General features: G+C 64.0%; 25 protein-coding genes. 13 read left to right on the forward strand and 12 right to left on the reverse strand.

Annotation, left to right across the window (positions count from 1 at the left end; all coding sequences use genetic code 11):
* The first annotated feature begins 16 nt into the window (after nt 1-16).
* The 3 genes from ACLV8F_RS01465 (at nt 17) to ACLV8F_RS01475 (ending at nt 2,266) form a co-directional block, all read left to right on the forward strand.
* A complete protein-coding gene (locus ACLV8F_RS01465; RefSeq protein WP_411882470.1) occupies nt 17-379 on the forward strand; it encodes a DMT family protein in 363 nt (120 codons plus the stop codon).
* Between the two features lie 184 nt (nt 380-563).
* Nucleotides 564-1,211: a DUF47 domain-containing protein gene (locus ACLV8F_RS01470; protein ID WP_411882471.1), complete on the forward strand. Its 648-nt coding sequence runs from the start codon at nt 564-566 to the stop codon at nt 1,209-1,211.
* Nucleotides 1,212-1,228: 17 nt separating this feature from the next.
* A complete protein-coding gene (locus tag ACLV8F_RS01475; protein WP_411882472.1) occupies nt 1,229-2,266 on the forward strand; it encodes an anion permease in 1,038 nt (345 codons plus the stop codon).
* 124 nt (nt 2,267-2,390) lie between these two features.
* Here ACLV8F_RS01475 and ACLV8F_RS01480 read toward each other — a convergent pair whose 3' ends face one another.
* Both ACLV8F_RS01480 and ACLV8F_RS01485 read right to left on the reverse strand, forming a co-directional pair.
* Nucleotides 2,391-2,867, reverse strand: a complete 477-nt coding sequence (locus tag ACLV8F_RS01480) for a hypothetical protein (protein WP_411882473.1) — start codon at nt 2,865-2,867, stop codon at nt 2,391-2,393.
* 7 nt (nt 2,868-2,874) lie between these two features.
* Entirely contained in the window at nt 2,875-3,411 is a 537-nt protein-coding gene (locus tag ACLV8F_RS01485) for an N-acetyltransferase family protein (RefSeq protein ID WP_411882474.1), read from the reverse strand.
* A 207-nt stretch (nt 3,412-3,618) separates the two neighbouring features.
* Here ACLV8F_RS01485 and rpsP point away from each other — a divergent pair, with 207 nt between their 5' ends.
* The 6 genes from rpsP to ACLV8F_RS01515 all read left to right on the forward strand — a co-directional run bounded on the left by rpsP (nt 3,619) and on the right by ACLV8F_RS01515 (nt 7,962).
* Entirely contained in the window at nt 3,619-3,879 is a 261-nt protein-coding gene (rpsP, locus tag ACLV8F_RS01490) for a 30S ribosomal protein S16 (RefSeq protein ID WP_411878120.1), read from the forward strand.
* Nucleotides 3,880-3,893: 14 nt separating this feature from the next.
* Entirely contained in the window at nt 3,894-4,502 is a 609-nt protein-coding gene (rimM, locus tag ACLV8F_RS01495) for a ribosome maturation factor RimM (RefSeq protein WP_411882475.1), read from the forward strand.
* A gap of 62 nt (nt 4,503-4,564) precedes the next feature.
* Nucleotides 4,565-5,344, forward strand: a complete 780-nt coding sequence (trmD, locus tag ACLV8F_RS01500) for a tRNA (guanosine(37)-N1)-methyltransferase TrmD (protein ID WP_411882476.1) — start codon at nt 4,565-4,567, stop codon at nt 5,342-5,344.
* A 143-nt stretch (nt 5,345-5,487) separates the two neighbouring features.
* Entirely contained in the window at nt 5,488-5,844 is a 357-nt protein-coding gene (rplS, locus tag ACLV8F_RS01505) for a 50S ribosomal protein L19 (RefSeq protein WP_007865865.1), read from the forward strand.
* 130 nt (nt 5,845-5,974) lie between these two features.
* Nucleotides 5,975-6,682, forward strand: coding sequence for a CoA pyrophosphatase (locus tag ACLV8F_RS01510; RefSeq protein ID WP_411882477.1), 708 nt, complete (start codon nt 5,975-5,977; stop codon nt 6,680-6,682).
* Between the two features lie 251 nt (nt 6,683-6,933).
* A complete protein-coding gene (locus ACLV8F_RS01515; protein WP_411882478.1) occupies nt 6,934-7,962 on the forward strand; it encodes a CobD/CbiB family protein in 1,029 nt (342 codons plus the stop codon).
* A gap of 22 nt (nt 7,963-7,984) precedes the next feature.
* Here the strand turns inward: ACLV8F_RS01515 and rsgA are convergent, their stop codons facing one another.
* The 3 genes from rsgA to ACLV8F_RS01530 are packed head-to-tail and all read right to left on the reverse strand — an operon-like array spanning nt 7,985 to nt 10,571.
* Nucleotides 7,985-8,968 (reverse strand): ribosome small subunit-dependent GTPase A, encoded by a 984-nt coding sequence (gene rsgA / locus ACLV8F_RS01520; RefSeq protein WP_411882479.1) that lies wholly within the window; start codon nt 8,966-8,968, stop codon nt 7,985-7,987.
* Nucleotides 8,965-9,285: a 4a-hydroxytetrahydrobiopterin dehydratase gene (locus tag ACLV8F_RS01525; RefSeq protein ID WP_411882480.1), complete on the reverse strand. Its 321-nt coding sequence runs from the start codon at nt 9,283-9,285 to the stop codon at nt 8,965-8,967. The genes rsgA and ACLV8F_RS01525 overlap by 4 nt, the downstream gene beginning before the upstream one ends.
* Nucleotides 9,282-10,571, reverse strand: a complete 1,290-nt coding sequence (locus ACLV8F_RS01530) for a M48 family metallopeptidase (protein ID WP_411882481.1) — start codon at nt 10,569-10,571, stop codon at nt 9,282-9,284. The genes ACLV8F_RS01525 and ACLV8F_RS01530 overlap by 4 nt, the downstream gene beginning before the upstream one ends.
* A gap of 35 nt (nt 10,572-10,606) precedes the next feature.
* Between ACLV8F_RS01530 and orn the strand changes: the two genes are divergently transcribed.
* Nucleotides 10,607-11,170, forward strand: coding sequence for an oligoribonuclease (gene orn, locus ACLV8F_RS01535; RefSeq protein ID WP_411882482.1), 564 nt, complete (start codon nt 10,607-10,609; stop codon nt 11,168-11,170).
* A gap of 357 nt (nt 11,171-11,527) precedes the next feature.
* Complete coding sequence (locus ACLV8F_RS01540) at nt 11,528-13,462, forward strand: DEAD/DEAH box helicase (RefSeq protein ID WP_411882483.1); 1,935 nt, start codon at nt 11,528-11,530, stop codon at nt 13,460-13,462.
* 77 nt (nt 13,463-13,539) lie between these two features.
* On the opposite strand, the gene ACLV8F_RS01545 is transcribed toward ACLV8F_RS01540, so the two are convergent.
* From ACLV8F_RS01545 to ACLV8F_RS01555, 3 genes are all read right to left on the reverse strand, one after another.
* On the reverse strand, nt 13,540-14,508 hold the full coding sequence (locus ACLV8F_RS01545; protein ID WP_411882484.1) for a Bug family tripartite tricarboxylate transporter substrate binding protein: 969 nt from the start codon (nt 14,506-14,508) through the stop codon (nt 13,540-13,542).
* Nucleotides 14,509-14,512: 4 nt separating this feature from the next.
* Nucleotides 14,513-15,445 carry an alpha/beta fold hydrolase gene (locus ACLV8F_RS01550; RefSeq protein ID WP_411882485.1) on the reverse strand — a complete coding sequence of 311 codons (933 nt, stop codon included), beginning with the start codon at nt 15,443-15,445 and terminating at the stop codon, nt 14,513-14,515.
* Between the two features lie 72 nt (nt 15,446-15,517).
* A complete protein-coding gene (locus ACLV8F_RS01555) occupies nt 15,518-16,387 on the reverse strand; it encodes a fumarylacetoacetate hydrolase family protein (protein ID WP_411882486.1) in 870 nt (289 codons plus the stop codon).
* A gap of 259 nt (nt 16,388-16,646) precedes the next feature.
* Between ACLV8F_RS01555 and ACLV8F_RS01560 the strand changes: the two genes are divergently transcribed.
* Nucleotides 16,647-17,318 (forward strand): FadR/GntR family transcriptional regulator, encoded by a 672-nt coding sequence (locus tag ACLV8F_RS01560; RefSeq protein WP_411882487.1) that lies wholly within the window; start codon nt 16,647-16,649, stop codon nt 17,316-17,318.
* 24 nt (nt 17,319-17,342) lie between these two features.
* Here the strand turns inward: ACLV8F_RS01560 and ACLV8F_RS01565 are convergent, their stop codons facing one another.
* From ACLV8F_RS01565 to ACLV8F_RS01580, 4 genes are all read right to left on the reverse strand, one after another.
* The gene (locus tag ACLV8F_RS01565; protein ID WP_411882488.1) at nt 17,343-18,239 is read right to left on the reverse strand and encodes an NAD(P)-dependent oxidoreductase; all 897 of its coding nucleotides are present in this window, start codon (nt 18,237-18,239) and stop codon (nt 17,343-17,345) included.
* Between the two features lie 94 nt (nt 18,240-18,333).
* Nucleotides 18,334-19,692: an NAD(P)H-dependent oxidoreductase gene (locus tag ACLV8F_RS01570; RefSeq protein ID WP_411882489.1), complete on the reverse strand. Its 1,359-nt coding sequence runs from the start codon at nt 19,690-19,692 to the stop codon at nt 18,334-18,336.
* Between the two features lie 158 nt (nt 19,693-19,850).
* Nucleotides 19,851-20,732, reverse strand: a complete 882-nt coding sequence (locus tag ACLV8F_RS01575) for a phytanoyl-CoA dioxygenase family protein (RefSeq protein WP_411882490.1) — start codon at nt 20,730-20,732, stop codon at nt 19,851-19,853.
* A gap of 33 nt (nt 20,733-20,765) precedes the next feature.
* The gene (locus ACLV8F_RS01580) at nt 20,766-21,452 is read right to left on the reverse strand and encodes a GntR family transcriptional regulator (protein ID WP_411882491.1); all 687 of its coding nucleotides are present in this window, start codon (nt 21,450-21,452) and stop codon (nt 20,766-20,768) included.
* Between the two features lie 136 nt (nt 21,453-21,588).
* On the opposite strand from ACLV8F_RS01580, the gene ACLV8F_RS01585 reads away from it, so the two are divergent.
* The gene (locus ACLV8F_RS01585) at nt 21,589-22,482 is read left to right on the forward strand and encodes an alpha/beta hydrolase (protein ID WP_411882492.1); all 894 of its coding nucleotides are present in this window, start codon (nt 21,589-21,591) and stop codon (nt 22,480-22,482) included.
* The last annotated feature ends 3 nt before the right edge of the window (nt 22,483-22,485 follow it).

Here is a 22,485-nt window from a genome sequence, read left to right on the forward strand (position 1 = left end):
CACCGGAGTCCTTCTGATGCAATTTCTCCAATCCCTGCCGGTGTCGGCGCAAACCATAGGCCTGCTGTTGCTGTCCAATGTGTTCATGACCTTTGCCTGGTACGGGCACCTGAAGAACCTCGCGACGTCGCCCTGGTACATCGCGGCGCTGATCAGCTGGGGTATCGCGCTGTTTGAATACCTGCTGCAGGTGCCCGGCAACCGCATCGGCTTCACCCAGTTCAGCGTGGGCCAGCTCAAGATCATGCAGGAGGTCATCACGCTCACCGTGTTCGTGCCCTTCGCGGTGTTCTACCTGAACGAGCCGCTGAAGCTTGACTATCTGTGGGCGGCGCTCTGCATGGTCGGCGCTGTGTATTTCATTTTCCGTAGTGCGTAAAGCCCCCACGGTCGCTCACTTCGTGTAGCTTCCTGCCCCCCGAGGGGGCCGCTGCGCCTGCGGTCTGGCAAAGCCAGTCCCGCGGCCCCTGCTTGGGAAGAGTCCAGGGCCCGCGAGGTTCGGCGGTTAAACTTCTGGCTGTCATAAAAACGTCATATTTCTGACACATTCCCCAGGAGTTCTCATGCTGTTTGGCAAATTGCTGCCGCGCGAAGGCAATTTTTTCGAGATGTTCAACCAGCATGCCGAACGCATCGTCGAGGCGGCGCATGCCTTTTCGAACCTCGTGGCGAACTACAGTGATGTGGAAAAGCGCGAATCGTACAACCGTGAAGTCGACCACGCCGAGCGCGCCGCCGACCGCATCACGCATGAAGTCAACCGCGCGCTGCACAAGACCTTCATCACGCCGATAGACCGCGAGCAGATCCACAAGCTCATCAACACCATGGACGACGTGGCCGACCTGATCCAGGACTCGGCGGAAACCATGGCGCTTTACGACGTGCGCCACATGACGGATGACATCGTGCGGCTGACCGACCTCAGCGTCAAATGCTGCGAACGTCTGCAGGACGCCGTGGCGCTGATCGAAAAAGTCAGCGATGCCGCGACGGCCGAAGCCGCGCTCAAGACCTGCGAGGAAATCGACAAGCTCGAATCCGACGCCGACCGCGTGATGCGCTCGGCCATGAGCCGGCTGTTTCGCGAAGAGCCCGACGTGCGCGAAGTCATCAAGCTCAAGGCGGTCTACGAGCTGCTCGAAACCATCACCGACAAGTGCGAGGATGTGGCGAACCTGATCGAGGGCATCGTCCTCGAGAACTCCTGAACGCGGGCGCCTGAATCATGCAAACCGTACAGGCCGCCCTGTGGGTGGTGTTCCTGCTGGTCTTCCTGGCCATCGCCTTCGACTTCATGAACGGCTTTCATGATGCGGCCAACTCGATTGCCACGGTGGTGTCGACCGGCGTGCTCAAGCCGGGGCAGGCGGTGCTGTTCGCCGCCTTTTTCAACTTCCTGGCGTATTTCATCTTCCACCTGAGCGTGGCGGCGACCATCGGCAAGGGCATCGTGATGCCGGGCGTGGTCGATACGCACGTGGTGTTCGGCGCGCTGATGGGCGCCATCACCTGGAACATCCTGACTTGGTTCTACGGCATCCCCAGCAGCTCCTCGCATGCGCTGATAGGCGGCATCGTGGGCGCTGTGATCGCCAAAGCCGGCGCCAGCGCACTGATCGCCTCGGGCGTGTTCAAGGTGGTCGCCTTTATTTTCGTGTCGCCCTTGCTGGGCTTTTTGCTGGGTTCGCTGATGATGGTGGCGGTGGCCTGGCTGTTCCGCCGCTCGACGCCGTCACGGGCCGACCGCTGGTTCCGCCGATTGCAGCTCGTATCCGCGGGCGCCTACAGCCTGGGGCATGGCGGCAACGACGCGCAGAAGACGGCCGGCATCATCTGGCTGCTGCTGATCGCCGCGACCACCAGCAACGTGCAGGGCCTGCCGGTCTGGATGATGGCGACCACCGAGCACCTGCCAATCTGGGTGGTCATCGTCTGCTACATCGCCATCGGCTTCGGCACCATGTTCGGCGGCTGGCGCATCGTGAAAACCATGGGCCAGAAAATCACCAAGCTCAAACCCGTGGGCGGTTTCTGCGCCGAGACCGGCGGCGCGCTGACGCTGTTCCTGGCGACCGGGCTGGGCATTCCGGTGTCGACCACGCACACCATTACCGGCGCCATCGTCGGGGTAGGTTCCACGCAGCGCGCTTCAGCCGTGCGCTGGGGGGTGGCCGGCAATATCGTCTGGGCCTGGATTTTCACGATTCCCGCCTCGGCCTTCGTGGCAGCAATTGCTTACTGGGTCAGCCTGCAGGTTTTCTGAAGCCCCCACGGTCGCTCACTTCGTGTAGCCTGCGGCATCTCCCTGCCCCTTTAATCACCATAGGGGCCGCCCGCCTGCGGCCCGGCAAAGCCGGTTCCGCGGCTCATGCTGGATTGAAGAGCTCCTATTGAGATATCTTTTTCGCTTCTTCGACCTGATATTCGAAGTAGCGCTGGAAGCTGAAGACGATGCTGGACATAAGCGAGATCGTGCCGAACAGCAGCGCAAACACGACGGCGCCTATGGTCAGCCAGTTGGTGTTGCCGGCCTGGGTGGCCGGCGTGCCGGCGTTGTGCAACGCGTTCCATTTTTCCGTCGGCATCAGGCCGTAATAAATCGCGGTCAGCGCCGTGCCGGCCAGGGTGAAACCCAGAAGTGGAATCAGCACCCAGGCGAGGTGATCGTCCTGGCCATAGAGCCGCACGCGTTCCACCCCCCACCAGCCCAAGGCCGCGGCGATGGGGTGCAGCCAGGCCCAGACGTCACCCAGGCCAAACAGGTAGAGGCGGTGCACGCCGAGCTGGCCGGTGATAAAGGCCAGCCAGGCGGCCAGGGTTTTGTTTTTGGGGGATCTGGGAGAGGAGGCGATGGCGGTCTGCATGGGCTGATTATGCGGCTGGCACATCCTGCGGTGGCAGCGTGTCGCCAGCGCCCAGGGTTTTTTCCATGATGACGATGTCGCGCCAGGCGCCGAACTTCCAGCCGCAGGAGCGCACGGTGCCGACCTCGCTGAAGCCCAGCGAGCGGTGCACGCCCACCGAGCCGGCGTTGGCCGAGTCGCCGATCACCGCCATCGCCTTACGTATTCCGACGGCTTCAAACCGCGCCAGCAGTTCGGCCAGCAGGGCGCGGCCCAGGCCTTTGCGGTGCTGGTCGGGCGCCAGGTAAATCGAATCTTCCACTGAAAAGCGGTAGGCCGGGCGCGGCTTGAACCAGTTGCCGTAGGCGAATCCGGCGATCTTGCCATCCTGCTCGGCAACCAGGTAGGGCAGGCCCTTGGACAGCACGTCGGCGCGGCGGGCCGTCATGTCGGCGACGCTGGGCGGCTCGGTTTCAAAGGTGCCGGTGCCATGCAGCACGTGGTGGCCGTAAATGGCGGTGATGGCGGGAATGTCTTCGTCGCGGCTCGGGCGTATGAGGGGCATGTCGGTGGCAGGGAGGGTTGAAAGGGGCTTGAATGGGTGGGGGAAAGAGCGCGAAGAAGGGCGAATTTCCGGCAAAACCGTTCCGCAGGCTATAATCTCAGGCTTTGCAGCAATTCGCTGGCCGGGTGGCCATGTCGTGTGTCTCAAGCGCTGCAGAACATTGGGGTACCTACTTTACCGGTAAGCCCCCCACCCGAAGGATTAATTATGGTCGTCATCCGACTTGCACGCGGCGGTTCCAAGCACCGTCCTTTTTTCAATATCGTTGTGGCTGACAAACGCGTTCGCCGCGACGGCCGTTTCATCGAGCGCATCGGTTTTTACAACCCGATCGCCAAAGGTGGCGAAGAAGGCCTGCGCATTGCGCAAGACCGCCTGACCCACTGGATCGGCGTCGGCGCACAGCCGTCCCCGACCGTTGAGCGCCTGGTCAAGCAAGGCGCTGCGGCTGCTGCCAAAACGGCCTGAGCTTTAGAAGTTTGATGCAGCCCGGCCTTCAGCCGTCCGCAGGCTTGACGCCTTCAAGTCTGCCGGACGACGCTATCGAAGTCGGGCGCATCCTGGATGCCTGGGGCGTCAAGGGCTGGGTGAAAATCCTGCCGCACAGCACCGATCCGGAGGCCCTTTTTGCGGCCAAATCCTGGTTTCTGCAGGCGCCTGACGCCAAGTTCCGCCCAGGGTTCACCTTGTTTTCCGGCACCGTCACACTCAGCGTGGACGAGGCCAAAATTCACTCCGACACCGTCGTCGCCAAGTTCCTTGGTGTGGACGACCGCAATGCCGCCGAGGCCTTGCGCGGCGCCCGCATCTTTTTGCCGCGCAGCAGCTTCCCCGCCGCCTCCAAAGACGAGTACTACTGGGTCGACCTGATCGGCCTGAAGGTGGTCAACCGTGAAGGCGTTGACCTGGGACTGGTGCGCGACCTGATGGCCACCGGCCCGCATTCGGTGCTGTGCGTCGAATACACGGTCCCGCAGGAAGACGGCAGCAGTTCCACCGCCGAACGCATGATTCCCTTTGTCTCGGTCTATGTCGACGCGGTCGACATTCCCGGCAAGTGCATCACCGTAGACTGGCAGCCCGACTACTGACGCCTGCCGCTTTCCGGTGCCGATTGCTTACTGGCGCCCGGCTCGCGCACAATGGCCTTCCCATGCGCTTTGACGTCATCACCCTGTTTCCCGAGCTCTTCGCGCCCTTCCTGGCCAGCGGCGTCACCCGCCGTGCTTACGAATCGGGCCTGGTCGAGGTCAAGCTCTGGAACCCCCGCGTATTCGCCGATGGCAATTACCGCCGCGTGGACGACCGGCCTTTCGGGGGCGGCCCCGGCATGGTGATGATGGCCGAGCCACTTACCTTGTGCCTTGAAGCCATACGCGCCGACCGTGCCGCCGCTGGCGCGCCCAAGGTTCCTACTGTGTTGTTTTCCCCCGTCGGCAAGGCGCTGGACCATGCCGGCGTCGAAAGCTGGTCGGCCAGCGCCGGCGCGGTGCTGATTTGCGGGCGCTACGAGGGCTTGGACCAGCGCTTCATTCAGGCCCACGTCGACCTGCAGGTCAGCCTGGGCGACTTTGTGTTGTCGGGCGGCGAGATCGCCGCCATGGCTTTGCTGGACGCGGTAGCCCGGTTGCAGCCCGGCGTGCTCAACGACGAGGGCAGCCACCAGTTCGACAGCTTCAACCCGGCGCTCGACGGCCTGCTCGACTGCCCCCATTACACCCGGCCCGAAAGCTGGCGCGGCCAGCCCGTACCAGCCACCCTGATGTCCGGAAACCATGCCCACATCGAGCGCTGGCGGCGCGAGCAGCGCCTGGCCCTGACGCAGCGCCAGCGCCCGGAATTGGTGCAAAAAGCGCGGGAACGTGGCCATTTAAGCGAAAGTGATGAGGCTTTTCTGGCCGATCTGGTCGAAAACCCGGACAAGGACGCTTGAGCAAAGTCCCAGCTTGCTATAATCAAAGGCTTTTCGATCCTCTGGCGGCCACTGCAACCATCTGAATCATCCCCGGATGAATCCATGGATTTGCGGTCTTTAGCGTAGCGCGTGCATGAACGAAGAAGTTAGATGGAAAAATCATGAATCTGATCCAGACCCTCGAGCAGGAAGAAATTTCCCGCCTCAACAAGACCATTCCCGCTTACGCACCTGGCGACACCGTCATTGTCAGCGTGAACGTGGTTGAAGGTACCCGCAAGCGTGTGCAGGCTTTTGAAGGTGTGGTGATTGCCAAGCGCAATCGCGGCCTCAATTCCAGCTTCATCGTCCGCAAGATCTCCAACGGCGAAGGCGTCGAGCGCACCTTCCAGGTGTACAGCCCGCTGATCGCCAAGATTGAAGTCAAGCGCCGCGGTGATGTGCGTCGCGCCAAGCTGTACTACCTGCGTAGCCGCAGCGGCAAATCCGCACGTATCAAGGAAAAGCTGGGCGCCTGATCTGCAGGCCCGGCACTGCCGGGCGCAGGGCAGCCTCAACAGCCCCTTTGAAAAAAGCCGCTCACCGAGCGGCTTTTTTTATGTCCGCAGCCCTGCCGCAAACAACACATCGCTCCACGCCCACGCGCCCATGAATTCCTCCAAGCCGCTGCCCAAGTTTGACCCTCGCAGCATTCCCGTGCTCGGCATTGACGACCACCTGGCGGGCGTGCCGTTGGAGCGGCTGTCACCGCAGGCCCTGCGCGAGCGCTTCCGGCATCCACCGGTCTGGACGCCCGAGCACAGCGTCGAGAAAAAATTCACCGACCGCACGCCGGCGCTGGCGGCCGTGTTGCTGCCGCTGGTCATGCGCGAGGAATTGATGCTGCTGCTGACCGAGCGCACCACCAATCTTTCAACCCATTCCGGCCAGGTGGCCTTGCCGGGCGGCCGCACGGACGACACCGACCGCGACGCGGTCGACACCGCCTTGCGCGAAGCCCACGAAGAAGTCGGCCTGCCGCGCGACCATGTGGAAGTGCTGGGCACCTTGCCCACCTACGTCACGGGCACGGCCTTCATCATCACGCCGGTGGTGGCGCTGGTAAAACCCGGCTTCGCGCTGCAGCCCAATCCCGGCGAAGTGGCCGACGTGTTCGAAGTGCCGCTCGGCTACCTGATGAACCCCGCCCACCACCGCCGCCACGAAGTCGAGTTCGACGGTGTCGTGCGCCAATGGCTGTCCATGCCGTACTCCGACCCAGCCGGCGAGGGTGACAGCAGCGAAGCCAGGGAGCGCTACATCTGGGGCGCGACGGCCGGCATGCTGCGCAATCTCTACCGTTTCCTGAGCGCTTAGAGAAGCACACCCCCGTCCAGGCTCACTGCGTGTAGCCTGTTCCCCCCTCAAGGGGGCGGCGCCCGGGGCCGGCGAAGCCGGACCCGCGGCCCCCGCTGGTGAAATACCTCCATCGGTGGCCACGCCCACAGAATTCTTCAACCCAGCAGGGGCCGCGGAACCGGCTTTGCCGGGCCGCAGGCGCAGCGGCCCCCTCGGGGGGCAGCGACCCACACGAAGTGGGGGAGCGTGGGGGCCGCTATGATTCGTGCATGAGCTTTTTTGCCGTTTTGTTTGCCCTCATCATCGAACAGGCCAGGCCACTGGCCCGCGGCAACTGGATCCATGCGGGCTTTCGCGGGTGGGCGCGCTGGACCAACCGCAGCCTGGACGCCGGAAAACCGCATCATGGCTGGATCGCCTGGACGGTCGCCGTCATCGTGCCGGCACTGGTCACCATGCTGATCCACTGGCTGCTCTGGCGCATCAACATCGTGCTGGCCTTTGCCTGGAGCGTGGCGATCCTTTACGTCACGCTGGGCTTCCGGCAATTCAGCCACTACTTCACCGACATACGCGACGCGCTGGACGACGGCGACGAGGCCACGGCGCGCGAACTGCTTGCGCAATGGCGACAGGTCGACGCCAGCGAATTGCCGCGCAGCGAAATCGTGCGCCACGTCATTGAATACTCCGTGCTGGCCGCGCACCGCCACGTGTTCGGCGTGCTGGGCTGGTTCTCGGTGCTGGCAGCGCTGGGCTTGGGACCTGCGGGCGCGGTGCTGTACCGCATGAGCGAATTCGTCTCGCGCTACTGGGCCTACAAACGCAAAACCGCCGCAGCGGCCGGCGAGGGCGCCAGCATGGCGCTGCAACTGGCCGCCAGCCGCGCCTGGGGTGTGATCGATTACGTTCCGGCGCGCGTCACCTCGCTGGGCTTTGCGGTCGTCGGCAGTTTTGAGGATGCCATCGACGCCTGGCGCAATTACACGCAGCGCTTTCCGGTCAACGCCCCGGCAGCCGCGGAGAACCGCAACGACGGCATCATCCTGGCCGCCACCTCCGGCGCCGTGAACGTGCGCCTGGGCGGCGAGGCGCTTAAAGCCACTTTTTCGCCGGACAGCTCGCAAGGCTTCCAGGCCGGCGGGCTGGACGCGGAGGACGGCATTGCCACTGAAGCCACGCCGGGCCGCGAACCCGAGATTGCGCACCTGCGCAGCATCGTGGGGCTGGTGTGGCGCTCCGTGGTGTTGTGGATGGTGTTGCTGGCGCTGCTGACGCTGGCCCGCTTATTGGGTTGAGCGGCGCGGGGCCGCCAACACCTCAGTAACGGCTCTGCGACAGCTCCGCGAACAACTCGCTGTACAGGCGATAGCGGTTGGCGCTGATGCTGCTGGGGTGGTCGGTCGCGTTGACCTCGGCAATCACACCGCATCCCGGTTCATGCAGGTGCGTACAGTTATAAAACTTGCAATTCTGCGCATGGATCTTGAGGTCGGGCATGTAGCCGGTCAGCCGCATCGGTTCGATGTGGTGCAGGCCGAACTCCTGGAAACCCGGCGAATCGATCAGCGCCGTTGTCCGCGTGTTTCCCTCCCCGGTGTCCACCCAATAAAGCGTGGTGCTTGTGGTCGTGTGTTTGCCTGAATTGAGCGCCTGCGAAATCTCCGCCGTCAGCACGCGTGCGTCGGGCACCAGCAGGTTAGTCAGGCTGCTTTTGCCGGCGCCTGAGGGGCCCAGCACCAGGGTCTTCTTGCCGCGCAACAACTCCACCAGTTCCTGCAGCTCCGCCGCCTGTGTGTTCGCCGGCCTGGACGCTTCGGTTTTGGGCTTGATCGCCAGCGAGAGCATGCGGTAGCCCATGACCCGGTACGGTGCCAGCTTGGCCCATGCACGGGTGAAGGGTTCGCCCAGGTCGCTCTTGTTCAGCGCAATGACGGGCGTGATGCCTTCGGCCTCGGCGGCGATAAGGGCGCGGGTCAACTGGCTTTCCGAGAACTCGGGTTCGGCCGCGATCAGGATCAGCACCTGGTCCAGGTTGGCCGCGAAGGACTTGGTGCGCATCTCGTCCTGGCGGTAAAACAGGTTGCGGCGCTCCTCGATCTTTTCGATGGTGCCTTCGTCTTCCGAGGGCAACCAGCGGATGCGGTCGCCGACCACGGCCTGGCTTTTTTTGCCGCGCGGGTGGCAGATCAGACGCTCGCCGGCGTCGGTTTCCACCAGCACGTGGCGGCCGAAGCCGGCCACCACCAACCCCGGCTGCGTGCCCGCCATGGGGGCCGCGGCGGGGCGCGCCGGTTTGCTCAAGCCAGCAAGGCGTCTACCTTCGACGCGCAGAAAAAGTCACTGACGGAGATGCCGTTCACATCGTGCGTGTTGAAGCGCACCGTGCACTTGCCGTAGCTCACCGCGAGGTCGGGGTGGTGGTCTTCGGCGTTGGCGATGAAGGCCAGTGCGTTGACGAAGGCGATGGTCTCGTAGTAGTTCTTGAAGCTGTAGGTTTTTTCGAGCGAGCCGTCGATCAGGCGCCAGCCCAGGGCCTGCTCGCCGTTGAGCTTGCTCAGCTGCGTCACGATCTCGGTGGCGCTCAGGGCCCGGCGGTTCTGGTGGATGGGGTTGCTCATGTCGCTGCGCTTTCAAGGGAAGGGGTCATGCGGCCCAGGCGCTCTGAAGCGGGCGGGTGCGAGTAGTAGAACTTCACGAACACCGGGTCGGGCGTCAGCGTGCTGGCGTTGTCCTGGTAGAGCTTGAGCAGCGCGCTCTGCAGGTCCCTGCCGTCGGTCTGGGCCACGGCATAGGCGTCGGCCTCGAACTCGTGCTTGCGCGAGAACTGCGCGAACAGCGGCGAGATGAAAAAACTGAAGAGCGGCACCACCAGCAGGAACAGCAGCAGGGCCAGCGCGTCGTTGGCGCCATTCAGGTTGGGCCGCACGCCCAGACCCGTGTAGAACCACACTTGCGACGACAGCCAGCCCAGCAGCGCGAAGCCGGCCAGGCTCATGGCGAACATCGAGACGATGCGCTTGATGATGTGTTTGTGCTTGAAGTGGCCCAGCTCATGCGCCAGCACGGCGTCGACCTCGCCGGGGCTCAGCTGCTTGAGCAGGGTGTCGTAAAACACCACGCGCTTGGCCGCGCCGAAGCCGGTGAAGTAAGCATTCGCGTGGGCCGAACGTTTGCTCCCGTCCATGACGAACAGGCCTTTGGCCGCGAAGCCGCAGCGCTGCATCAAGGCCGTGACGCGCGCCTTCAGCGCTTCGTCTTCGAGCGGCTTGAATTTATTGAACATGGGTGCGATGACAGTAGGGTAGAGCACCAGCACCAGCAGGTTGAAACCCATCCACGCGCCCCAGGCCCAGAGCCACCACAGGCTGCCCGCGCTGCCCATCAGCCAGAGGATCAGCGCCACGATGGGCAGGCCTATGACCAGGCCCACCAGCGTGGATTTCACGAGGTCGGCCAGCCAGAGCTTGAAGGTCATTTTGTTGAAACCGAAACGCTCCTCGATGCGGAAGGTGCTGTACAGGGTGAAGGGCAGGTCCAGCACGCCGCTGATCAGGCCGAAGGCGGCCAGCAGGGCCAGTTGCGGCGCCAGCTTGCCCCAGGCGGCAAGGCCCGAACCGGCCAGCGCCTGGTTGAGCGCGTCTATGCCGCCCAGCAGGGTCCAGCCCAGCAGCACGGCGGCGCCAAATGCCATCTCCAGCATGCCGAAGCGCGCCTTGGCGATGGTGTAGTCGGCCGCCTTCTGGTGTGATTCGAGCGAGATGGTGTTGGCAAAGGCCGCAGGCACGGCATCGCGATGGTGTGCCACGTGGCGGATCTGCCGCGAAGCCAGGTAGAACTTCACGAGCAGGCCCAGCACCAGCACGGCCGAGAACACTGCGGTGAAAACAAGCGAATAGTCGGTCATAGCGGGCAGTTTAGGCGATCAGCGAGAATCACAACATGCCCGAAATTGAAACCACACTCAAAAAATCAGACCAGAACCTCGTCTGGCTGGACTGCGAAATGACCGGGCTGGACCCGGAAAAAGAGCGCATCATCGAAATCGCCATCATCGTCACCGGCCCGCAGCTTACGCCGCGCATTGAGGGTCCGGTCCTGGCGATCCACCAGACCGACGAGTTGCTGGACCAGATGGACAGCTGGAACAAGGGCACGCATGGGCGCAGCGGCCTGATCGACAAGGTCAAGGCCAGCACCGTGAGTGAGGCGGACGCCGAAGCGCAGATACTGGCCTTCCTGGCCCAGTACGTCCCCAAGGGCGTTTCTCCGTTGTGCGGCAACACCATCAGCCAGGACAGGCGCTTCCTGGTCAAGTACATGCCCAAACTGGAGGCCTTTTTGCACTACCGCAACGTCGACGTCAGCACCTTCAAGGAGCTTGCCAAGCGATGGAGTCCCGAGGTTTACAGCGCTTTCAAGAAGCGCCAAAGCCATACGGCCCTGGCCGACGTGCATGAATCCATTGATGAGCTGGAACATTACCGGGAACACTTTCTGAAGTAATTCGGCTGGTGTTTGGGTCGATTTACGAGACTGGATCTGTATATGGTGCTCCTGAAATGAGAGCACCTTCGTGCCGCAATAGCCGTTGAACAACAAGGGGGCTGGTAGAAACCCGTAAAGCACGCTATAATCGTGGGCTTGCAGTTGCACTGGGTGCGCTGCATTTGTACATCTACCTCACACTTTTGGACTCCACAACGGAGTCACCGCTTCAGGCACATTTCTGCCGCCTGAGCCGCATATTCGTTTGATGGTTGATGTTTTATTAACCATGAACGAAGCCTTCCGCATCGCGGGAGGTAAAGTTTCCTGTTCCTTCGCCAAAAGCGCTGCGAACAGGTGATTAGTGAGAAACACATGACTGACTCTTTTGAGGCTCGTGGCGACTTTTTGCCTGAAGCCATTGCCAACGACAACAACGACACCGCTTTCAACGCCGTTCCGGATTTTTCCGACGCGCCTGAAGCCACCCCCACTTCGCTCGACGCGATCGCCGCGGAACCCAATGGTTTTGTAGCGCTTGGCCTGGCCAAGGAACTGCTGCAGGCCGTCGCCGACATGGGCTTCACCAAGCCCACCGCCGTGCAGATGGCCACCATCCCCAAGGCCATGCAGGCCCTGGATGCCGATCCCAAGGCTACCAAGTTCACCGACCTGCTGGTTTCCAGCCAGACCGGCAGCGGCAAGACCGCCGCTTTTCTGTTGCCCGTGCTGCACACCCTGCTGATGCAGCAGGAAGAAGCCGAGCGCAATGAACGCGCCGAATTCGAACGCCTGAGCGCCGAAGCCGTCGCCCGCGGCGAAGCGCCGCTGAAAAAGCCCAAGCGCAAAGACCCGACCAACGCCCGCAACTTCAAGGCCGCCACGCCCGGCGCGCTGATCCTGTGCCCCACGCGCGAGCTGGCCCAGCAGGTCTGCGCCGACGCGATCGACCTGGTGCGCCATTGCCGCGGCCTGCGCATCGCCAACGTCGTTGGCGGTATTCCTTACCAATTGCAGATCGCCAAGCTGCAGAACGCCAACCTCGTGGTCGCCACGCCGGGCCGCCTGCTCGACTTGCAGCGCAGCATGCAGATCAAGCTGGACCAGGTGCAGTTCCTCGTCGTCGACGAAGCCGACCGCATGCTGGACCTCGGCTTTGCCGACGACCTGACGGAAGTCAACCAGCTCACGATCGAACGCAAGCAGACCATGATGTTCAGCGCCACGTTTGCGCCCCGCATCATGCAGCTGGCCACCCGCGTCATGCGCACGCCGCAGCGCGTCGAAATCGACTCGCCGCACGAAAAACACACGTCCATCACGCAGTCGCTGCTGTGGGCCGACAACATGACCCACAAGCGCAAGCTGCTGGACCACATGCTGCGCGACACCACCATCAACCAGGCCATCGTGTTCGCGAGCACCCAGGTTGAGTGCGACGGCCTGGCCAACGACCTGGTCCAGGAAGGCTTCAGCGCCGTGGCGCTGCACGGCGCTCTGGGCCAGGGCCTGCGCAACCGCCGCCTGATGGCTTTCCGCGACGGCCGCGTGCAGATCCTCGTGGCGACCGACGTGGCCGCCCGCGGCCTGGACGTTCCCACCATCACCCACGTGATCAACTACGGCCTGCCGATGAAAGCCGAAGACTATGTGCACCGCATCGGCCGCACCGGCCGTGCCGGCCGCGAAGGCAAGGCCATGACGATCGCCGAGTTCCGTGATCGCCGCAAGATCCAGGACATCGAGCACTACATGCAGCAAAACCTCAAGCCCAGCGTGATCGCCGGCCTCGAGCCTCAGCAGCGTTTCGCACCGACCTCCGAGCGCCCTCGCGGCAACTTCGGCGGTGACCGCGGCGGCCGCAGCTTCGGCGGCGGCGGTGGTGATCGCGGCGGCTACGCCGGCCGCAAGCCGGCAGGTGGTGGTTTCGGCGGCGGTGGTGGCGGTGGCGGCTTTGGCGCTCCCCGCAACCATGAGCGCGACGACCGCGGCGGCTCCTTCCAGGGCCGTGCTCCGGCACCGCAAGGCAACTACGCCGACCGTTCCGGTTTCAATGACCGCGGCCCGCGCCGCCAGGACGACCGCGGCTTCAGCGGTGGTAACAACGCCGGCTTCGGCGGCGGCAACAACAACGGCGGCTTCGCCCAGCGCGATGACCGTAACTTCGGCGCGCGCAACGAAGGCTTCGCACCGCGCCCCGACTTCGCCAACCGCAAGCCTGGCTTCGCCAAGCCGGCCGGCAAGGTGTTTGTGCCCCGCGATGCCGCCAAGAAGGCCGGTGGCAAGTTCTCCAAGCCCGCGCGCGACTGATCTTTAGATCCCCCGCACGGCAAAAAAAAAGCCGCTGCAGACATTGTCTGCAGCGGCTTTTTTCATGGGCGATTGATTTATTCGACCTTGATGCCGATTTCTTTCACGACCTTACCCCATCGCTCCATCTCCTTGACCATGTAGTCGGACATCGCTTCAGGCGTGGACGGCGTCGGCTCCACGCCGGCGTCGTACAAGGCCTTTTTGGCGTCCGGCGTGGCCATTAGCTTGGCGATCTCCGAGTTGAGCTTGTTCACGATCTCTTTGGGCGTGCCGGCCGGGGCCAGCAATGCCAGCCAAACCGAGGCTTCGTAACCCGGCACGCCGGCTTCCTGCATGGTCGGAACGTCAGGCAGTTGCGGAATGCGCTTGGCGGTGGTCACGGCAAAAGCCTTGAGCCGGCCCTGCGGCACCTGCGAGAGCGCATTGGGCACGCCGGCAAAACTGGTTTCCACCACGCCCGCCACCAGGTCGGTCGCCGCGCCGCCGCTGCCGCGGTAAGGCACGTGCTTGAGCGGCGCGCCCGTCATCGACACGAACAGCCCGCCCATCAAATGCTGCGAACTGCCGTTGCCCGACGAGGCATAGTGAATCGTCTCGGGCGCGGACTTGGCCAGCGCCACCAGTTCCTTCACGTTGTTGGCCGGCACCTTGGGGTTGACCAGCAGCACGTAAGGCGAATCGACCAGCTTGGAAACCACCGCGAAGCTCTTGATCGGGTCGTAGGACATGGTCTTGTAGATCCACGGGCTGATCACGTGCGTCGTGGAAATCATCACCAGCGTGTAGCCGTCGGGCGCTGCCTTGGCGACGAAGTCCGTGCCTATGGTGGAGCCCGCGCCGGCCTTGTTCTCGACGATGAACTGCTGTCCCATCGCGACCGACAGCTTCTGCCCCAGGATGCGCGCCACCACGTCGGTGAAGCCGCCGGGCGCGAACGGAACGATGAGCTTGACCGGCTTGTTCGGATAAGCCTGCGCGCACGCTGTGCCCACGGCCAGCGACATCGCCACACCCAGCAAAGCGGATTTGAAGATCGTTTTCATGGCGCTACCCCTTGTAGGAAGGCTCGGGCATGGTGAAGAAGCTGTGCAGGATCTGGTAGACCATCATGTAGTTCTTCTGCTGGAAACTCGCGTGCGAGATGCCGCGCATCACGCTGAACTGTTTGTTCATGTTGGGCAGCAGCTTGAAGTAGTCGATCAGGTCGTCCATGCCGGCGATGCCGTCGTACTCGCCGCGCAGGATGATGGTGGGCACGGTCAGCTTCTTCGGGTCCAGCAGCGGCAGTTTCGAGCACATGTCGACGTAGGTGCCGGTGGGCATGGAGTCGTCCAGCGTGAGGATGGCATCGGCGAAGGCCTCGACCACGCGCTGCTCCACCGTGTCGGGATGGTCGCGCTGGAAGATGCTGTGCACGAAAGGCCGATCAATCGGGCGGCGGTTCTTGGCCAGGAACTCCGGCAGTTTTTTCTTGCGCTGCTCCAGCGTGTGGCTGCCTTCGCCGGTCCATACAAAGGCGTCCAGCGCCACCTTGGCGATGCGCTCCGGGTGCCGTTCGGTGAAGAGGCCCGCCTTGAGCGCGCCCGATGAAATGCCGTACATCAGCAGCGACTTGGCGCCCGAGACCTTCATCGCATATTCGGTGCCGGCGGCCAGGTCGTCGGCGCCGTTGCTGATGTCGAAGTTGATGTTGCGGTGCTTGTCCGAGCGGCCGTAGCCCTCGTTGTCCATGGTCCAGGTGTCGAAGCCGTGCTCGGCGAACCAGTCCATGGCCGATGAATGGGGCCGGCCCGGCACATGCAGGTCGAAGGTCGGCTGCGAGGCCATCGACGAGCCGTGCACAAAAAAGATCGTGCCCGCGTGCGGCACCTTGGCCGAAGCCTTTTTCTCCCAGAGGAAAAGTTTGATATCGCCCTCAGGCGTCTTCTTGGTGGTCCAGTGTTCCACGCCGCCCGTCCACGTCACCTTCACGTCGCTCATCAATGTCTCCTGTTATGGCGCTTCGCGGCGCCTTGTTCAAAACAACCCAACTTCAAATCTTCAAAAACCGATTCACACAAAACGGTTTTCAATTTCGCCTATGCCGTCGATCTCGACGCGCACCACGTCGCCCGCCTTGAGGTAGCGCGGCGGCGTCATGCCCATGCCCACGCCGGCCGGTGTGCCGGTGGCGATCACGTCGCCGGGGTAGAGGGTGATGCCGCGCGAGCAGGTTTCGATCAGCGTAGGGATGTCGAAGATCAGGTCCGTGGTCTGCCCGTCCTGACGCAGCTCGCCGTTGACCCAGCCGCGCACGCGGGTGCGCGTGCCGTCCAGTTCGTCGGCCGTGACGATCCACGGGCCCATGGGGCAAAAGGTGTCGAAGGACTTGCCCAGGTCCCATTGCTGGTGGCGCATCTGCACGTCGCGCGCGGTCACGTCGTTGACGATGGTGTAGCCGTACACATGGCCCATCGCCTGGTCGCGTGAAATGTTGCGGCCGCCCTTGCCGATGACGACGGCGAGTTCGGATTCATAGTCGATCTGTTCCGACACACCCGCCGGCAGCACCACGTCGTCGCGCGGGCCGACCACGCACTCGGGCACCTTGGTGAAGACGATGGGCCAGGACTCGGGGTTGGCGTTGTTGTTTTTGAAAACCGAAGCCGACAGCTCCTTGGCATGGGCGTGGTAGTTGCGGCCCACGCAAAAGATATTGCGGCGCGGCAGCGGCAGCGGCGCCTCCAGCTTGACGGCGCTGATGGCGATGGGGCTGCTGCCTTGCAAGGCGGCTTGCGCGAGGTCGCTGCCGGCCTCTATGAACGGCAGTGCACCGGTGCGCGCCTGTTCGGGCGTCAGCTCAAACGGCGTGACGCTCTGGCCGTCACTCGAAACGAGGCCGACGTGCCGGCGGCCCTGGTACTGGAAAGTCGCGATGCGCAAATCTTGTCTCCTGTTGCGGCCTGAAGAGCCTTTTGATCTTGCGCCCATCGTAGAACCAACTCATACCAATATGCAACCAGTGAAGTTGAAACTGGTGCAGTTTCCCGGGAAAACACCTATCTGATAAAGGTGATTAGGAGGAGAATGCGATAAAACCAATTAAAACCAATTTGATGGGTGATGCGGCCGCCGAACAGGGGCCGCTATCATCGGAGCCGTTCCCCCATCTCCCTCTGTTCCCACCACCTTGCCCCACCCTATGGACAGCGCCGCAGCCCTGCAGGAAGCCATCCTCGACAACCTGAAGTCGCGCAAATGGCGTGCGGGCCACCGCATCCCGACAGAGCGCAGCTTCAGCGAGCAAAGCGGGCTGAGCCGCGCGGCGGTGCGGCGCGTGCTGGCCGGGCTGAAGGAGCGCGGCCTGATCACGCAGACGGTGGGCAGCGGCACCTACGTCAGCGCCAACATTTCCGAGGCGCTGGCCGCCACGCCCGAAGGCGCGCCGGCGCGCTCGGCCAGCCCGGCCGAACTGATGAGCGCGCGGCTCGCGCTGGAGCCGGCCATCATCGACATGGTGATAGGCAATGCCAACTCAGCCGACTTCGAGCGCATGCATGAATGCTGCAGCAAGGCCGAAGCGGCCACCACGCTGGAAGACTTTGAACGCTGGGACAGCCTGCTGCATGAAGTCATTGCCGACGCCGCGCACAACAGCTTTATCTCCTGCGTCTTTCACCTGATGAACCAGGCGCGCTCGGACGCCGAGTGGGGCATGCTCAAGCGCCGCAGCGCCACACCCGAACGCCGGCTGGATTACCAGCGCGAGCACCGCGCCCTGGTGGAGGCGCTCCAGCAGCGCGACGCGGCGCGCGCCAGGGAACTCTGCATCGGCCACCTGCTGCATGTGCGCGTCAACATGCTGGGCTCCTGAGAGGGATGTGATTCAGCGGGCGGTTCAGCTCATGCCGTTGCGGCTGGCCAGCTCGACAAACAGCGCCGACTGGTCCAGGTCCGTCAGGCCGTGGTCCACGCCCTCGGCATAAAGCTGCTCGAACAGCGCCGTGATGGGCGCCTCAAAGCCGATCTCCTGCGCGGTCGCCAGCGCGTTGCGCATGTCCTTGAGCTGGATGTCCATGCGCGCGCGCGGCGCAAAGTCGCGCTCCAGCATGCGCTGGCCGTGCAGATGCAGCACGCGGCTGTCGGCAAAGCCGCCGGTGATGGCTTCCCTGACTTTGGCCATGTCGGCGCCGCCGCGCGACGTGAACAGCAGCGCCTCGGCCACCGCGCCTATCGTGATGCCCACAATCATCTGGTTGGCCAGCTTGGCGAGCTGGCCGCTGCCGTGCGGGCCCACATGCGTCGCGCGCCCGAAGTGGCGGAGCACCGGCAAGGCCCGTGCGAAATCGTCCGCCTTGCCGCCGGCCATGATGGCCAGCGTGCCGCTTTCCGCGCCGCCGGGGCCCCCCGACACGGGCGCATCGAGATGGGAGACGCCCAGCGCGCCCAGGCGCGCCGCGTGGTCGCGCGCTTCGCGGGGCTGGATGGACGCCATGTCGAGAAAGAGGGCGCCCGGTTTCATCGCGGTCGCCACGCCATGCGCGAACAGCACGTCTTTCACCGCGGGGCCGCTTTCCAGCATGCTGATGACGATGTCGGCCGATGCCGCCGCGGCGTCGGCGTACGCGTGAACGGTAGCGCCCAGTGCGGCCAGCGGGGCGGCTTTGTGCGCCGTGCGGTTCCACACCTGCGGTGCATAGCCGGCCCCGCACAGGCGCACGGCCATGGGAAGCCCCATGATGCCCGTGCCCAGAAATGCAATGTTGGGAAGGGGCGTGTGGCTGTCAATCGTCATTCGGGTCCTCGTGCTTGATGGCTTGAGCCATCATGAAGCACCCCGCGCGAGAAGGCTGTCAGCGAGCTTTCGTGTCGGCGTTTTATGCAGGTTTTTACGCGGCTTTTTTCAGCGCCGGCGCGAACATGGCCTCCATCTCCTGCCGCACTTTGTAGGCGGGCGTGGAGGTGTCCATGGCCACGTCGTCCCAGCTGAGGCTCTGGCCCTTCTTCACCGCGCGCACGACCTTGACCTGGTGCGCCAGGCCCAGCGGCAACCCGCCCATCTTCATCGACGTATCGGCCGGCAGAAGCTTGCCCCAGACGGTGTAGCCGCCTTCGCCGTCCAGCATGTCGCCGGGCTGCAGGTCGCGCTTGGCCGTGGCCACCACGTCGGCGTTCCAGCAGGTCGCCACGCCGGTCGGTTCACCGCGCAGCGCGACGCTGGCGACCGAGACGCCGACCTCCAGGCCAATCAGGTGCCAGCGTTTGTACAAGGTGAAGTAGCGCCCGCTCGGGTCGGTGTGGGCGTTGTATTCCTCAAAGCAGTTCTTGATGTAGTCGGTCTCGGCCTCGACGGTGACCCAGACGCCCATGCGGATGTCGTAGGGAATCTTGCGGCCGTTGGCTTCCAGCGAAGAGATGACTTCCACCATGCCCTTGCGCTCCAGCACGCCGCCTTCGCTGATGGGGCGCGTCACGTAGGGAATGTCTTCCACGCTGGCCGGCGGATAGAGCAGGCCGTTGCTGGGCACTGTGAGGCCCGTGGCATTGGCCACGGCGGTGGATTCGATGGAGGGCTTGGAACCGTCGAGGAAGCTGTTGAACATCTTCGGGTTCAGCCCGCCGCGCGCGGCCTGCGCGGGTGTGAGGCCGTAGTTGCCCCAGACCGTGTCGGGCGTGGATTCTGAAAAGTGCGGCAGCCATTTGTGGCCGCGGCCCGCCGCCACCACCGGGAAGCCGCAGGTACGCGCCCAGTCCACCAGGTCGCAGATCAGCGCCGGCTGGTCGCCGAAGGCCAGCGAATACACGACGCCGGCCTCCGCCGCCTTGCGCGCCAGCAGCGGGCCGCAAAAAGCGTCGGCCTCGACCGTGACGTTGACCACGTGCTTGCCGTGCGCGAAGGCCTGCAGGCAATGCTCCACCGCGGCGATCGGGTTGCCGGTGCACTCCACGATGATGTCGATCTGCGGATGCGTGACCACCGCCTGCCAGTCGTCGGTGATCCAGGTCGTGCCGGCCTTGATCGCCGCCTGTGCCGAGGCGGCCTGGGCCATACCAGGCTTCCATCCCACGCGGGCAAGATTGGTTTTCGCGGCCTCGGGCGAGAGGTCGGCAATCGCCACCAGGTGCACGCCCGGCGTGCGCGGGATTTGCGCGAGGTACATGGCGCCGAATTTGCCGGCGCCTATCAGGCCTATGCGCACCGGCTTGTTGTCGGCGGCGCGTTGCTGGAGTTTGGAATAAAGATTCATGGGTACTTCCGTAAATTCATTTTTCGGGCGAATTGCGTCGTTGCGCGGTGCTCGCAATCCTCATGTACCGGAAGTACATTCCGGTTGCTGTGCTCCGGGCGCCTTGCACTTCATCCCGAAATTCTGAATTTCCGGAAGCACCCAAAGCCGGGATTTGTCTAGGCTGCCTTGCGCTCAGGCGCAATCTCCTCTATCGAGGTCTGCAGCGCCGTGGCGGGCACGCCGTCCTTCCAGGGCAGGTCCACCGGGTAGTCTTTCATCAGGCAGTCGTCCGGCAGGCAACTGATGGGCGTGAAGTCGCGGTGGGCGATGTACTCGGGGCGCTTGTGGCGGCGGATGTGGTTGCTGATGGCACACAGGCTCAGGTAGACGCTGACCCGGTTGAAGGGCGAGAGGTTGCTGCCCGAGGCATGGACCAGGCAGGAGTGGAACAGGATCATCGAGCCGGCCGGGCCCTTGGGGCTGACGATGCCGCCCTGCTTGCCGCCGGCGCGCTGCACCAGCTGGCGTATCAGGTCGTTGTCCACCGTCCACAGCGGGTAGCTGGTAGTGGTGAGGTCGTGCTTCGCATCGACCACGCCTTTTTTGTGGCTGCCGGGGATGAACATCAGCGGGCCGTTGTGTTCGGTCACGTCGTCCAGGAAGATGGCCACGTTCATCGCGCGCTCGGTCGGCATCATGTCGTCGTTGAGCCAGGTGCCGTAGTCCTGGTGCCATTGCCAGACGTCGCCTTCGAACGCCATCTTGCCGTTGATCTTGAACTGGTGCATGTAGAGCTGCTCGCCCAGCAGGTCCTGCACCGGCTCGATCATGCGCGGGTGCCGCGCGAGCCGGGCAAAGGGCTCGCTGTACATGTGCGCCGCGAAGTTGGTGCGCACCGCATCCTTGCCTTTTTCACGGATGTTGTAGTCTTCGCGCCGCTCATAAAGCTCGGGCACGGCTTCGTTAAGCGCGCGGGTTTCTTCCGGCGTGAACAGGCCGGGGAAAAACAGGTAGCCGTCGCGGTCGAATTGCGCGAGTTGTTCGGGGCTCAGTCTCATCGCTTGTCTCCTTCGGTAGTTGTTGGGTACGTTTCAGGGGGCGGTGGAAGCGGCGGGCTGCGCCAGCGCGCTGGACAGCAGCGCCGCCAGGTTGTGGCCGGCTTCCTCGCCGTGCTCGCGTATCAGCGCTTCGGCCTTGTCCGCGTCGCCGGCGGCGATGGCCTGGGCGATCGCTTCGTGTTCGTCCCAGATCGACTCGCGCATGGTCGACACCTGCAGCACGGCGCCCATGGCGCGGCGTATGTGGTGCCAGTGCAGCTGCGCGCTCTGCGCGATCAGCGGGTTGCCCGAGGCTTCATAAATCGCCGCGTGAAAACGCGCGTCGGCCGCCATCATTGCTTTGACGTCGCTGCCGCGCGCGGCCTTGCGGCCCTGGGTGATCAGTTGCGGGTCCAGCCGGGCGCGGGCCTGCGCGGCCAGCCGGGCGGCCAGTGCATCGAGCGTGCTGCGCACCTGGTAAATCTGCACCAGCGAGGCCACCTCCAGCGGCGCGACCAGCACGCCGCGGCCGGGCGCATCCAGCACAAAACCGTCTTTTTTGAGCAGGCGCAGGGCCTGCAGCACCGGCTGGCGCGACACCGCAAGCTGCGCGGCAATTTCTTCCTGCGTGATGCGCGCGCCCGGGGCCAGCGAACCGTCGCTGATGGCGTCCAGCAGGCTGCGGTAGACCTGGTCGACCAGGTCGGGGGTGGATTCGATTTTGATCAGTTGGGATGTCATGTCTGTACTCTGTATACAGAATACGCTGATCTGTTTTCCCGTGATTCAGGGTTTACCCTTGACTGAAGGTGCGAAGGCCGGGCTGTGCCAAGATGGCGGCCGCTGGATATCTTTTGCCCTTTTCAGGAGAACAACAATGAACCCCTTTGACCCCGCCTGGCTGGACCGCATGTACAACAACCGCGCGCTGGTGCCGGACCACCCGGCTTACTTCGCGCGCTGGGCCGAGAGCTCGCAAGCCGTGCGCAAGCGCCTGCCGTGCCAGATCGACGTGCCATACGGCGACCGCGCCGGCGAAATGCTGGACGTGTTTCCGGCAGGCGGTTTCGGCACGCAAGGCGTCAAGCCGGGCAAGGGCGCGCCGGTGCTGGTGTTCATCCACGGCGGTTACTGGCGCTCCCTGGACAAGTCCGACCACTCCTTCATCGTGCCGCCCTTCACCGAGGCCGGCGCCTGCGTGGTGGTGCCCAACTACGCCCTGTGCCCCGCGGTGACGATTCCCGAGATCACGATGCAGATGGTCAAGGCCTTGGCCTGGACCTGGCGCCATATCGCCCGCTACGGCGGCGACCCCGGCCGCATCACGGTGGCCGGGCATTCGGCCGGCGGACACCTGGCGGCCATGCTGCTGCTGTGCGACTGGAAGGCCTATGCCGGTGACCTGCCGGCGGACCTGCTGAAGAATGCGCTGTCGATTTCAGGCCTGTACGACCTGGAGCCCATGCGCCACACGCCCTTCCTCAAGGACTCGCTCAAGCTCACCCCCGAGCAGGTCGCCAAGGCCAGCCCAGCCCTGCTGCCGGCCCCACGCCGCGGCAAGCTCTACAGCGTGGCGGGTGCGGATGAAAGCGCCGAGTTCCTGCGCCAGAACCTGCTGATCCAGCAGGCCTGGGGCGAGGGGGTTGTGCCGGTGTGTGAATCGCACCTGCGCCGCAACCATTTCAGCGCGCTGGACGCACTGGCCGAAACCGACCACCGGCTGCACAGCCTGGCGCTGGATTTGCTGGGGCTTGAGGCCAGGCCTGCGTAGGCC

The organism is Polaromonas sp. YR568, assembly GCF_943369675.1.
Classification (GTDB): domain Bacteria; phylum Pseudomonadota; class Gammaproteobacteria; order Burkholderiales; family Burkholderiaceae_C; genus Polaromonas.